Consider the following 12,541-nt stretch of genomic DNA (forward strand, 5'->3'; position numbering starts at 1 on the left):
GTTGATGCGTTTTTTGCTGGTCATAACTTGCTCAAATGCTTGCCTGGTCAAGGTTTCATTCTATTTTACCTTTTTTCGTGTACCCCCTTGACAATTTGCACTTTTTCTTAACTTGTCACCAATGACTCAATACCAGGAATTGCGATCGCCATTCAGGACGCAGACACCGAGTTGTTACGGCCATCAGGCTCGGTACAAAAACCCGGTCGATCGAGTTGTATGTGCCAGTCATAAATACAATTTAATCTTCTACAACTTCATCAAACCTCTGCCTGGGGACATAAATTTTTCTCATCTCAAAGAAATACATGAGCCGACCATTCCGGGAAATCAAACTTAAAGTCTTCTTCCCCAACTTCTACAATTTTGTTGTACATCCACTCGTGCCAAGTTCCGGTATCGGGAAAGTTAGGAATACAGTAAGTAGATAGATAAGTTTCCGAAAAATTGGTCACCACTACTATTCGCGAACCCTCATCGCTCCAGCGATAGTAAGCGAGCACTTTAGCTTCGGTATTTTGGTGGATGAATTCAATGTTTTGGGTGTAAAGTGCCGGAACATTTGTCCACAATCGAATCAGGTGTTTGTAGTATTCCAACAAATCATGATTCTGCTGATTGTTCAACAAAGACCATTGCAAGTTATTCGGCTGGCTGGGGGTTTGGCGAGTGGATTTTCCGAACTCTTCGCCCATCCACAGCATCGGTATTCCTACTGCTGTGACTAGCAAAACTGCTGCCAATTTAGCGCGTTTAAAATATGAGCAGTGCTGTCAATCTCAGTAGCGTAGGGGTCATTAACTTTTACCCATTCGTCGGTTTCAAAACAAGGACTCTGCAACTGCACTCGGAACTTGTATTGATAAATACCGTCTGCGAGCTGAATTTTAGTGTGGAAATAACCTCTATCATCTTTTTCTAAGGGAATTTCTTCCCATTTAGAAAAAGAGCCGAACACTGTAGCTGCTTTGTTGTTGGGAGCGAAGAGTTTGAATTGAATTGCAGCGGCCATGAATACCTTTTACGCAGAACTTATAACTGTGATTAGTATTCATTTTTACAATTTTGCCAATCTGTCGCCATCGTTCTTAAGAGTTAAATCGTAACTCGAATGTTGTCACGAGTTCCGCGCGCACCCTACAGGGTAGTTTTATTCTCATCATAGAAATTAGGTACGTTGTTGGGCTTGGGCCCTCTTTATCCATACGTCTCAAGAGGGCCCAAGCCCAACAACGTACCTTTATTTCTCGTGACAATAAAACCACCCCGTTTTGAAACGGATTAGGGGGATCGGGGGCGTAATTGAGTCAAGTGCAGTACCAGCAAAGCATCCCTAACCTGAATGAAATCAAAATTGTAGCTAAAGTAACTAAAACTTATCGATCGCTGTTTATGAAAATTAATTTAACTTTTGATAAGTAGATAAATCGCCTTCAAAGATTAATATTTGTAACTAAAGGAACATTTTTTAGCTGACAGAGCTAATACCGTAGAAAGATGTCATTTTAGGCGGAAAGAGCGAGGATGAGCTTGTAGTTATCAAGTAAGGGAAACCAGAAAGATAAATACTTTATTCAACTGGATTCTCGGGCGATCGCCTTTAAGTCGAGTTTGAGCGGATCAGAGCAATGATTATTTTTGCTTATACCTTGGTAGCACTTGTTTTTTAGTCAAAGACTGGGAAACTTTGCAGAACCAAAATCAGCTTAAACGACTGCTGCTACCTCAGTAATTGGTAATCGGTGAAAATTTCATCCGTCCCTGTTACCTGTTAGATCTTCCGAGCAGCGGCTAAGATGGCTCTAAAAGTTTAATTTGGGATGTTGACGAATTACCGTTACTGTAAAAACTCTGGAGTGTTAAAAATGCTAAAACAAATGTGTTGGTTGCCCAGATTGGGAGGCAATGGAGAAAAGATATTGCACCTGCGTACCGAAGCTCGTCAAGCGTGGCGGCCTTATACTGCTTTTCCGCAGTTCGCGGTTTCGGACTACATGGAGCCAGGGGGTTCTAAGGGATGGGCAACTTTTCAGAAGCTGATAACTCAAGGGTGGAATTTAGTATCTACTGAAGATGGGCAGCAGTCATTTTTTGACGAACAAAAAAGTGCTTAAAAAAGCAGAAACGGCAGTAATAAAAGAAGAGGATTTTGCCTCTTCTTTTTATTAGTGTCTTGGACGAAGTATCAGGTTGTTTTTACCTTGAGTTCGTGTCCGGTCGATTACCATCACAAAAAGGTTTGTAGTGCGGACTTAAGTCCGTAAAAATCTACGGACTTAAGTCCGCACGCGCGAACAAAAAGGTTCGCGCGTGCGGACTTAAGTCCGCTTTCCGGAGGCGGACTTAAGTCCGCACTACAAACGAGTCTGATTGCGGTTAATAGATCGGACACGATATGATACTTCGTTCAAACAGCAAGGTGCGATCGATCGCACCCTAGATAATTTTGAGATTTTTGCACAGTTGCAAGCAAGTTGCCCGATCGCCCGAGTCTGACTATGCTACCGTTGCTACCCTATCGAGCATCGGCTGGCGAGTTTTCAAATTAAATCGATATCCGTGGGGGAGGATGTGCAACTTGGCCCCGCAAAGCGCCAAAGCCTCATCCTTCAACAGTCCATCCATATTGTCGTGGAGTTTTTCCGACTCGTCGATGACAGTTACAGCCCCTTCGCCAATGACTTCAACCACGTCACCGCTGACTAAAATAGCTGTATTTTCGTCAATCCCAAATCCCAAGACTGCTGGTTGCAACAAGAGTGCAGCAACTAAGCGTCCCAGACGGCCTCGCTGGGCGAAATGCTGATCGATGACAATTCCTGGCAGGAAACCCATTCCCGGGCCCATTGCTACCACGTCAACGCGAGGATTTGTCTCGGAGTCTCCTTCAATAATCATCATGTCTGGCATCATCGCCGCGCCTGCACTGGTGCCGCCAACGATCGCCCCTTCGGAGTAGCGTTTGTGCATAGCTGCGTCGAGTTTGGTATCTTTCAAGCAGCTAATAATCCGCGCTTGCTCCCCGCCGGTAAAGAATATGCCAGTCGCTTGTTCGATCGCTTCTAAATAATCTGGATTGTCAGCATCTTCGGCTTTCTGGGTATCAACCACTCGCACATCTTCAGCGCCCAGCCGTTCAAACACTCTGATGTAATTATCTCCGACTTCTCCCGGGAGGCTTGTCGCAGCCGTCATCACTACAATGCGGGCTTTAGTGCCTCCAGCGCACCGCAAGAATTCCCGCAGAATTTTGCAATCCCCGTCTTTGTCTTCGGCGCCGCCAATAATTAGCAACTTTCCCTGATTTTCGCTGCCAGCCATACGATCTGCACTCTTAATGAATTGTATTTCAGTGACGTACCCGACTCTGATGCTTCGCATACAGAAGCGGGCTTCCCGTTTCATCCGCCGTTGCCGTTGCTCCCACAAGGAGAACACTGGTCTTACACAGCGTCCACAGGTTTGGATCACTTGTGTGTCCCTTACTGGCAGACTGCATACACAGCCTCCGGGCAGACTCCCTGCGCCCCAAGGAGTTTAATTGTTTTCTGTCCTTGCCGTATGGCTTGCTCATGGCTTCCAGTGACGGTTCGGCTTCCCTAGCGACAATCTTGCTGTGGCAAGCATATGACTGCTACTTAATCCTGTCTGTTCGAGAGGCTAGGCAGGTCAGCGACCTCGCGAGTAGTATATCAGTTTTTCTCGCTTCGTATCCGCTCAATAAATCGGGGTAAATCGCTCAATGATGAGCGTCAAGCATCGCAAAATCGTTCCAAAAGCAGTAGTCTACCCCGAGTTATTGAGCGGATACAGTTTTTCTCGCTTCGTTTGTAGGAGATTGGCAATTCTTCATCGTGCCCAATCCCTTGCTCAAATGCGTTTCGCATCGGTCAAGGGCACAATTCATCATTGCCTTGGCTCTCATCCCGACGCTCATGGCAACGCAATAGAGCGCGGGGCTTCCCGCCGAGGAGCTAAAACATAACTTTTTTGTGTCCTAAAACTGCCAAAAGGTAGAGATCGATACAGAACAAACCTCTGATTTTGATAAGTCTGGGAGGCACGCAACTCAAGCGTTCCGGTTATTTCACTCGAATCCCGGGCTTTCAACAGTTGACAGTTGACAGTTGACAGTTGACAGTTGAAAAGCGAACTCTACCTAAAAGTCTGAGTATTGGAGTAATGAATAGTCTGATTTTAATTTTTCCCTCAAAGGGTTCCGGCTTTCAACCAATTCTTTCTGGTAAGGCGATTTTTGATAAAAAAACTAACCCCTCCTCACACCATGGAGGAGGGGTCAAAAAATGAGTTTACATTACAGGACTTACGCGCGACGGGTCATCAACCCGATTTCTGACTGGAGACTTGACCCATAAACCTTTTATTTTTCGTATCAACCGGGTCGATCGGCGCTTTTAGATTAGTTCGATCGCGAGTTAGTGCGATCGCTCGATCAAATTGCTCAATACTGTACGCGCTCGTTCCAAAGGCAGGTGTCGGGGTTTGCCGTTCCAGACAATCTGATATTCGTTGCTGTGTTGACCGTCACCGTACCCAGAAATCAGCTTCAAGTGAAATGCTTCCTCAGCTAATTGATGAACTTGATCCCTGAGAGCAGTTTGTGCAATCTTCATAATTCTCTGCCTCTTAAATCCTTTTTCACAGTCATAGCCAATTTTAATTGGCTGTGTACCTCTCAAAAGTTATAGCTTTTTTTCATTAGTGATTGATAATTTAGTGATTAGTCATTTAGTCATTAGTCATTAGTATTCGTAATGGGGAATTGGTAATTGGGAATTGGTAATTGGGTAATTCTCCCCCTCTTCGTCTCTATCTTCCTCTCCCTCTCTCTCCCCCTCTCCCTCTCTTTCTTCCTCTCCCATTCTCTCCCTCTCTCTGCAATATAGTGGCGATCGCACCCCATGAGGTATGCCAGATTCTGCGAATGTCAGGATTTGTAAACGGTGGCGTCTGTACCTCCAAAAACCCGATCGAGCCTATATAGCGGTTATCAGAAAGATGAGGTATGTTGTTGGGATGCGAGCCCTATACGTCTAAGCGGTTATACCAGCTCTCAGACGTACCTCATCTTTTTGAGAAAGGCTATATGCGCGAGCGATTACCGATTACCGATTAGCGGACATACCTCATCTGTCTGAGACTCTACAATATATATGCCCGCAGGTAGTATCGAATGCGCCGACAAGAGAGCTAGTGTGATAAGTTAGCTCAAAGGAGGTTAAAAAATGCTGCAAGAAAAAAATACCGAGACAGCCCGGGTTAATGCTCGAAAAACCGATGTTTTTGATATTTTCAACTTCAAACATTACATCGGGCCAAACCCTTATTTAGAAACAGCGGCTTTAGTTTTCGATTTGGCGGTGACGGATGCGATCGCACCACAGCCGATCGCACATTACCATGAAATTATTGGCGATCGCTACCCGCAACTGTTGCACGAAAGCTTCACGAACCACGCTCAACTGTTCGGCCGCACCGCCTCAGAAGTAGCAAAACTCGATATGGGTTTGCACTTCCAACACTGGAACGTCAAACCATTTTCTGGGTTTAGCAGAATCAGCATAGAAGCAATTCACGCCCGCAGCGCCAGAGCCGTAGTTTACGCTGTTTGGGATTGGTTTGAAGCGATCGATCAAAATCAAGATTTCCCGTTAGCAGCACAAATCGGCGCCCTGCAAAATATGTTCCGCCAGTCTGTTTACGGAGGCCCGACAGTTTATTCATTAATGCGATCGGCATCCCAAAAAGGCATTCCCACATTTTATTTGTGGGATGAAGGATTGATGCAATACGGTTACGGTAAAAAACTGGTGCGCGGCTCTGCCACAACTTTTGATTCCGACAGTCATTTAGACTCAGATTTTACCACGCGCAAAGATGATTGTAAAGCTTTTCTTGCTACCTTAGGATTTCCAGTTCCTAAAGGCGATATCGTCTCCACAGAAAACGGAGCTTTGGGAGTTGCGAGAGAAATTGGCTACCCAGTTGCTATTAAACCAGTCGTCGGTCATAAAGGAATTGGCGTCACCGCAGATGTCCGAGATGCAGAGGAATTGCAGGCGGCTTTTAAAAGAGCAGTTAACGCAATTCCCGAAACCTCGCCCGTGCGAGTTATTGTGGAAAACAGCATCAAAGGAGCGGATTTTAGGCTGCTGTGCGTTGACGGCAAGTTTGTTTCTGCAACTGAACGCCGGCCCGCTTGGGTAACAGGAGACGGCGACTCAACTATTCGGGAATTGATCCGCCGCGAAAACCGCAAACCAGAACGTTTGGACACGCCAACTTCGGCGATGAGCAAAATTCAGTCCGACGAAGCGATGGAAATGTATCTAGAAGAACAAGGGCTGTCATTGGATAGTGTCGTAGAGGGCGATCGCACTGTATCTCTTCGCAAAGTAGCCAATCTTTCCGCAGGTGGCGTCAGCATCGATGCTACTCGCACCATTCACCCGGATAACATTGTTTTAGCTCAAGATATCGCCCTGCATTTTCGGTTAACTTGTTTGGGGATTGATGTTGTCACAGAAACTCTCGCCAAATCTTGGAAAACTGGGAATTTTGGGATTATCGAAATCAATGCCGCGCCGGGAATTTTTATGCACCTCAACCCGGCTGTCGGAGAAGGGGTTGATGTGCCTTCACATATTATTGATACTTTCTTTGATTCTGGAAAATCAGCCAGAATTCCGATTATTACGTTCAACCGAATTTCGGTACACGAACTGCAAGAAACCATCGACCACATTCTGTTGCAACATCCTGATTGGACAATCGGTGCTGTTTGTCGCTCTGGACTTTTTGTCAACCGTTCTGAAAAGGTTTTGCATAAAAATTACAATCTTAATGTGCAAACTTTGCTGCGGAATCCTAAGCTCGATTTGTTGATTGCTGAATATCCCGAAAATGTTTTGGAAGCTGAGGGAATGTTTTATCAGGGCAGTAATATGGTGGTGCTGGACAATCCGGGGGAAACAGAGATGATTTTGCTCAGGCAAAGCACTGATGACGATACTGTGGTGGTGCGAGAAGGCAATAGTATTTCTATCCGCCGCCAAGGTTTAATCGAACAGTACAGTCTGGAGGATGGGGAACCGTTTACTCGGGTGTATTTGAAGGAAATTGGGACTGTTTTGTAAGGTACAAATTGCTACTTGAGCAAGGTGTGGATTGCGGGCTATTAAATCAACATGAAGGTGCGAATTGTTACTAGCACAAAGTAATAAGTGCACCTTCGTGTCAACGGTTAAGTGCGAGTTGCTATTTAGGCAAGGTGTGTAGCGCCCACTCAAATTCAACAATCAACTGCGAATTGCTACTTGTGTAAGGTGCATTCGGCGCACTATACTGAGGTAAGGTAATTATCATCTTGTCGTTACCAAACTAATATTTTCGCAGAAACCGACTTTATGAAGATAAATTCATATTTGTGCGATCTTAAGTTTTGAGACAATCTTGTTTCTGCGCTGTCGATCGTGTTATCAAGGAAACTGGGTTGAAAACCCAGTCCTTCTAGGATGGCTTTAATTATAAATCTTTGTTGCACTTGCGAGCCAATCTTGTACTGAAAGATATAGGATAACGTGGGAGGTCAAACCATGCTAGTTTTTGAGTTTAAAGCCTACGGGAAATCAAGTCAGTTCACGGCAGTAGATGAAGCAATTCGTACAGCTCAATTTGTTCGCAATAGCTGTTTGCGCTATTGGATGGACAATAGAAAAATAGATAAGTACGACTTAAACAAATATTGTGCGGTACTGGCGAGTGAATTTCCGTTTGCCGACGAACTTAACTCTCAAGCAAGACAAGCCAGTGCTGAAAGAGCATGGTATGCTATCTCCCGATTCTATGATAACTGCAAAAAAGGGATTCCCGGTAAAAAAGGATATCCGCAATTCCAGAAAGATTGTCGCTCAGTTGAGTATAAATTAACTGGATGGAAACTGGCCCAAGATCGGAAGTCGATTAAGTTTATCGACAAAAAAGGAATTGGCAAGCTCAAACTCAAAGGAACACGGGACTTACACTTCTACCAAATTAACCAAATTAAACGGGTGAGATTGGTGAAACGGGCTTCGGGCGTATATGTTCAGTTTTGTGTTGATGTTGACCGAAAAGAAAACATAGTAGAACCGAATGGTAATAACATCGGCTTAGACGTTGGGTTGAAGGAATATTATACCGATTCCAATGGGGTAATGGTTGAAAACCCCAAGTTCCTCCGAAAAGGTGAAAAAGTTCTTAAGCGTTGTCAACGTCGAACATCAAGAAAACTAAAAGGTTCAAAGAACAGAGGCAAAGCCAGACAGGTGTTAGGAAAACGCCACCTCAAAATAAGTAGGCAACGTAAAGATCATGCAATCAAACTTGCACGGTGCGTAGTTCAATCTAACGATTTGATAGCTTACGTAGGCGCTTCGCCGTGCCGAAGGCAGATTTGAGAATTAAAAATATGGCAAAAAATCACTGTTTGGCTAAGTCGATTAATGATGCTTCTTGGTATCAGTTTCGTGTCTGGCTTGAATATTTTGGCAAAGTATTTGAGAAAGTAACAGTTGCGGTAAATCCGCAATATACCAGCCAAGAATGCTCTAGTTGTGGTACAATTGTCAAGAAAACACTATCTACTAGAACTCACGTTTGTCAGTGTGGTTGTAGCTTAGATAGGGATTTCAATGCAGCTAGAAATATCCTAAGTCGAGGATTGGCTACCGTAGGGCATACGGGAAGCTTTGCATTAAATGCAAGCAACGCTTTGGGAGATGAGTCCTCTACTGCAAGCTGGAGAAATCCTGCATCAGCAAGTCATGTCGTAGATCAAAGAATCCCCACGCCTTCAGGCTGGGGAGTGTCAACAAGGAAATTCAGAACTATTTAAACGAATCGCACTCCGGTGCCAAAAACTCTGGAAATATGAATGTTGCGAGCAATTGGTTTAATTTAGTAACGAAAAGTTTACAGTCGTATCGCCGCTACATTCCAGCAGCGTTGACTCTTTGCACGGGTGCCGGCTTGTCATTGATAGCGGCTGCCGTTGTCTGGAATTGGGAAAATCAGCGGATGGCAGCAGAATTTCATCAGCAAGCCGATCGCCTGAATGCGACATTACAGCAAAGCATCAACAAAAACTTAGATTTTCTGTACTCAATTCAAGCATTCTACAGCGCATCTGCTGAAGTTAGCAGAGAAGATTTGAGGGAATTCGTTCAACCGGCACTGTCCCGAAATGCTGCTGTCTTTTCTGTAAACTGGGTTTTGCGCGTCCCGGCTGCGGACAAAGTAGCTTACGAACAGACAATTCGAGCCGAAGGTTTTCGGGCATTTCAAATCTACGAGCGAGATGCTGACAAAAAGCCTGTGCCAGTAAAAGCGCGATCGGAATATTTTCCTGTCACGTACAGAGAAGCCCTGGAAGCAGATACAAAATCACTGGGTTTCGATCTGGCTTCCAATCCCGAACGCAAAGCAGCTTTAGAGAAGTCGGTGAATACCGGGAAAATAGCTGCTTCGGGGAAGATTCAATTAATCAAGAACGATCGACCTGGAGTGCAACTATTTCTGCCAGTACCTGGCCGCGCAAGTTCTCCAGATAACTCGGCAAACAGCCGCGAAAACCTCAGGGGAGTGATTTCAGGTGTGTTTCAGATTACCAATATGGTCAATTTTTATTTAGAATCGCTGAATTTAGATCACATAAATTTTTATCTCTATGACAATTCAGCTACAGGGAAAGAACGCTTTCTGATGCGGTACGACTCGCAAACCAAGCAGTTTATAGATAATGCAGAACTAGAACATCCAGAGTTAACTAATCTCCGGCAACCTATCTGTGAAAATAAGAGTGCTTGCACTCGCACATTTAACATAGCAGACCGCCAGTGGATGCTGCTAGTTTTGCCGGGAAAGGGGTACGATAGTCTGAGCGCCCATGAGGGTTCGCTGGCAATTGGCGCGATCGGGCTTTTGATGAGTGGCAGCTTGACGACTTACCTGTTGATGTCTCTAGGACGTACAGCCAAAGTAGAACACCAAGTGCGCGATCGTACAATTCAACTAAAAGAGCGCACCGCTGAACTAGAAACGGCACTGACAAATTTACAGTCAGCGCAATTAAAACTAATCCAAACTGAAAAAATGTCCAGCTTGGGGCAGTTGGTGGCTGGAGTGGCTCACGAAATTAACAATCCTGTCTGCTTTATTTCTGGCAACCTGAGCCATACAGGCGAATATACTCAAAACTTGCTGGAACTTGTGAAAATATACCAGCAGCAATATCCCAACCCAACGCCAGAAGTACAAGGAAAACTACAAGAGATCGATTTGGAATTCATTAGTGAAGACTTGCCTAAACTCCTAAAATCGATGAATGTAGGAGCCGAACGGATCCGCCAGATTGTGCTTTCTCTACGAAATTTTTCGCGTTTGGATGAAGCTGAAATGAAGTCGGTCGATCTTCACGAAGGCCTTGACAGTACCTTGATGATTTTGGACGGTAGGCTGAAAGCTAACGGTGATTTTCCCGGCATTAAAATTATCAAAGAATACGGCAAATTGCCCTTGGTGGAGTGCTGGGCAGGACAATTAAATCAGGTATTCATGAATATTTTAAGCAATGCCATTGATGTTTTGTATGACGGCGAAAAAAATAAACATTTAATCGCAAAATTTTCCTCAGAGTCGCCTTTTTTACCTACCATTGTGATTCGCACTGAACTTTTAAGTTATAATTGTGCGTGCGTGCGGATCGCGGACAATGGAGCGGGCATGACGGAGAATGTAAAACAACGTTTGTTTGAGCCGTTTTTTACTACCAAGCCTGTAGGCAAAGGTACCGGATTGGGATTGTCGATTTGCTATCAAATAGTGGAAAAACATCAAGGTTCGCTCAGGTGCGTATCGGCTCCGGGAGAGGGAACTGAATTCTGGATTGAGGTACCCGTGCGGCAACAGCCCGAGCAATCAGTTGCTAATATTTCATCAGCGGTACGCGTCAGTTGACAGTTGACAGTTGACCTGGGACAGTTGACAGTTGACAGTTATATGGCGGTGCCAAGAGTGCGGGCCCTCTTAGGAATGAGAATTAAATAACTTACAATTTTTATTGTTATTGTGGGATGGGCGGGAGAACCCGTTCTTTCTAGACGGGCGGGACGCCCATCCCACAAATATGTATAAATTATTTAATTTGCGATCCTTAATTGACAGTTGACAGTTTAAACAATACCGATGCAACCGGAAACGATATTAGCAAGCACATCCTAATTTACATTTAAATATTACCGAAAACAAATATCTGGGATTTTACGCGCCGCGACAATTTATCATTGTAGTAAGGTCTGATTACCAATTACTAATTACGATGTCTTTACAATTTATTAGCATTCCGCCAACCACCGATCGCAAACCAGTCGCTTTAATTGTCGCTTTGCACGGATGGGGTGCTAATGCTCGGGATTTGACTGCGTTAGCACCGGCGTTCAATTTGCCGGATTATCAGTTTGTGTTTCCCGACGCCCCGTTTCCCCATCCTCAGGTAATGGGTGGCAAAATGTGGTATGACCTAGCAAACAAAGATGCTGAGGGATTGGTAGAAAGCAGGGAATTGCTGAAGGAATTATTGCTGTCTTTGGAAAGCAGCACGGGCGTGCCTTTGTCTCGCACGATTTTAGGTGGCTTTTCTCAAGGCGGGGCGATGACTCTGGATGTGGGCTTGACTTTGCCCCTAGCGGGTTTAATTTGTTTGAGCGGTTATTTGCATTCGTCGATTTCACCAGTTGCTGGGATTGCTTTGCCACCTGTTTCGATCGTGCACGGTACTCAAGATACTATTGTGCCCGTTAGTGCGGCGGTGCGATCGCGCGAGAGTTTGATTGCTTGGGGAGCACCGGTGCAGTATCGAGAATTTAACATGGGACACGAGATTATCCCGGAAGTTGTAGATGTAATGCGAAGTTTTGTTGTAGAAACTGTGTCTAAATCTGATTAAAGGCTTAGGATATAGTATGGCGGAAGTCTCGGGCAGGGGAAAAAAATGAAAACTTTAACCAAAGCATCGCGCGATATTGCTGTACTTACTTCTGAGGACGTGGCAGAATTGGCTGTCCGTTTGGAAGTTGACGATTATACAGATCCTTTTGAGGGATTGAAAGATTGGCATTTGTTGCGATCGCTTGCCTTTCAGCGGCCGGAGATGGTTGAACCCTATCTCCACCTTCTGGATATGGAAGCCTACGACGAAGCATAGATAGGCTTAAAAATCTAGCTCAAAGTTTCGACGGGATTGAGGAAGAAGTTAGCAGCATATTTTGTTGCGGATTGAACAGATGAGTTATGGATTTTTGTCTGTTTTCATCTCAACTTCTTTCTTGATTCTTTTTTGTGAGAATATGAAACAAAGTTTGTAGTGAGGACTTTAGTCCTTTCATGGATGCCGACTAAAGTCCTCACTACTAACCAATCTTATCAGGTTTGTAGTGAGGACTTTAGTCCTTTCATGGATGCGGACTAAAGTCCTCACTACTAA

Annotated in this window: 11 protein-coding genes and 1 pseudogene; 8 read left to right on the forward strand and 4 right to left on the reverse strand. The window is 44.7% G+C overall.

From position 1 onward, the window contains the following. Window positions 1-296 precede the first annotated feature (296 nt). Both QZ918_RS29280 and QZ918_RS29285 read right to left on the reverse strand, forming a co-directional pair. Window positions 297-731 (reverse strand): alpha amylase C-terminal domain-containing protein, encoded by a 435-nt coding sequence (locus tag QZ918_RS29280; RefSeq protein WP_293341651.1) that lies wholly within the window; start codon window positions 729-731, stop codon window positions 297-299. Beyond that, complete coding sequence (locus QZ918_RS29285; protein WP_293149657.1) at window positions 725-1,012, reverse strand: glycogen-binding domain-containing protein; 288 nt, start codon at window positions 1,010-1,012, stop codon at window positions 725-727. Before QZ918_RS29285 ends, QZ918_RS29280 begins: the two co-directional genes overlap by 7 nt. Before the next feature lie 853 nt (window positions 1,013-1,865). Here QZ918_RS29285 and QZ918_RS29290 point away from each other — a divergent pair. After that, window positions 1,866-2,114, forward strand: a complete 249-nt coding sequence (locus tag QZ918_RS29290) for a hypothetical protein (protein ID WP_293149659.1) — start codon at window positions 1,866-1,868, stop codon at window positions 2,112-2,114. A 256-nt stretch (window positions 2,115-2,370) separates the two neighbouring features. Next, window positions 2,371-2,496 carry a hypothetical protein gene (locus QZ918_RS29295; protein WP_293149661.1) on the forward strand — a complete coding sequence of 42 codons (126 nt, stop codon included), beginning with the start codon at window positions 2,371-2,373 and terminating at the stop codon, window positions 2,494-2,496. On the opposite strand, the gene QZ918_RS29300 is transcribed toward QZ918_RS29295, so the two are convergent. Continuing rightward, entirely contained in the window at window positions 2,497-3,321 is an 825-nt protein-coding gene (locus tag QZ918_RS29300) for a cyanophycinase (protein WP_293149676.1), read from the reverse strand. A gap of 861 nt (window positions 3,322-4,182) precedes the next feature. Between QZ918_RS29300 and QZ918_RS29305 the strand changes: the two genes are divergently transcribed. Next, on the forward strand, window positions 4,183-4,308 hold the full coding sequence (locus QZ918_RS29305; protein WP_293341654.1) for a hypothetical protein: 126 nt from the start codon (window positions 4,183-4,185) through the stop codon (window positions 4,306-4,308). A 128-nt stretch (window positions 4,309-4,436) separates the two neighbouring features. On the opposite strand, the gene QZ918_RS29310 is transcribed toward QZ918_RS29305, so the two are convergent. Then, window positions 4,437-4,634 (reverse strand): hypothetical protein, encoded by a 198-nt coding sequence (locus QZ918_RS29310; RefSeq protein ID WP_293149664.1) that lies wholly within the window; start codon window positions 4,632-4,634, stop codon window positions 4,437-4,439. Window positions 4,635-5,246: 612 nt separating this feature from the next. On the opposite strand from QZ918_RS29310, the gene QZ918_RS29315 reads away from it, so the two are divergent. The 5 genes and pseudogenes from QZ918_RS29315 to isiD all read left to right on the forward strand — a co-directional run bounded on the left by QZ918_RS29315 (window position 5,247) and on the right by isiD (window position 12,262). Beyond that, on the forward strand, window positions 5,247-7,157 hold the full coding sequence (locus QZ918_RS29315) for an ATP-binding protein (RefSeq protein ID WP_293341657.1): 1,911 nt from the start codon (window positions 5,247-5,249) through the stop codon (window positions 7,155-7,157). A gap of 459 nt (window positions 7,158-7,616) precedes the next feature. Next, window positions 7,617-8,834, forward strand: a pseudogene (locus tag QZ918_RS29320) (transposase). Window positions 8,835-8,931: 97 nt separating this feature from the next. Next, window positions 8,932-11,016: a CHASE domain-containing protein gene (locus QZ918_RS29325; RefSeq protein ID WP_293341660.1), complete on the forward strand. Its 2,085-nt coding sequence runs from the start codon at window positions 8,932-8,934 to the stop codon at window positions 11,014-11,016. A gap of 361 nt (window positions 11,017-11,377) precedes the next feature. Further along, the gene (locus QZ918_RS29330; protein WP_293341663.1) at window positions 11,378-12,004 is read left to right on the forward strand and encodes an alpha/beta hydrolase; all 627 of its coding nucleotides are present in this window, start codon (window positions 11,378-11,380) and stop codon (window positions 12,002-12,004) included. A gap of 45 nt (window positions 12,005-12,049) precedes the next feature. Next, the gene (gene isiD, locus QZ918_RS29335) at window positions 12,050-12,262 is read left to right on the forward strand and encodes a protein IsiD (RefSeq protein WP_293341666.1); all 213 of its coding nucleotides are present in this window, start codon (window positions 12,050-12,052) and stop codon (window positions 12,260-12,262) included. Window positions 12,263-12,541 lie beyond the last annotated feature (279 nt).

It is taken from the genome of Microcoleus sp. CAWBG58, assembly GCF_020883045.1.
In the GTDB taxonomy this organism is placed as follows: domain Bacteria; phylum Cyanobacteriota; class Cyanobacteriia; order Cyanobacteriales; family Microcoleaceae; genus Microcoleus.

Bases quoted from the DNA above. Each gene is read 5' to 3' on its own strand.
- QZ918_RS29285 (WP_293149657.1), bottom strand. From the start codon at position 1,012: ATGGCCGCTGCAATTCAATTCAAACTCTTCGCTCCCAACAACAAAGCA.
- QZ918_RS29290 (WP_293149659.1), top strand. From the start codon at position 1,866: ATGCTAAAACAAATGTGTTGGTTGCCCAGATTGGGAGGCAATGGAGAA.
- QZ918_RS29300 (WP_293149676.1), bottom strand. From the start codon at position 3,321: ATGGCTGGCAGCGAAAATCAGGGAAAGTTGCTAATTATTGGCGGCGCC.
- QZ918_RS29305 (WP_293341654.1), top strand. From the start codon at position 4,183: ATGAATAGTCTGATTTTAATTTTTCCCTCAAAGGGTTCCGGCTTTCAA.
- QZ918_RS29310 (WP_293149664.1), bottom strand. From the start codon at position 4,634: ATGAAGATTGCACAAACTGCTCTCAGGGATCAAGTTCATCAATTAGCT.
- QZ918_RS29315 (WP_293341657.1), top strand. From the start codon at position 5,247: ATGCTGCAAGAAAAAAATACCGAGACAGCCCGGGTTAATGCTCGAAAA.
- QZ918_RS29325 (WP_293341660.1), top strand. From the start codon at position 8,932: ATGAATGTTGCGAGCAATTGGTTTAATTTAGTAACGAAAAGTTTACAG.
- QZ918_RS29330 (WP_293341663.1), top strand. From the start codon at position 11,378: ATGTCTTTACAATTTATTAGCATTCCGCCAACCACCGATCGCAAACCA.
- isiD (WP_293341666.1), top strand. From the start codon at position 12,050: ATGAAAACTTTAACCAAAGCATCGCGCGATATTGCTGTACTTACTTCT.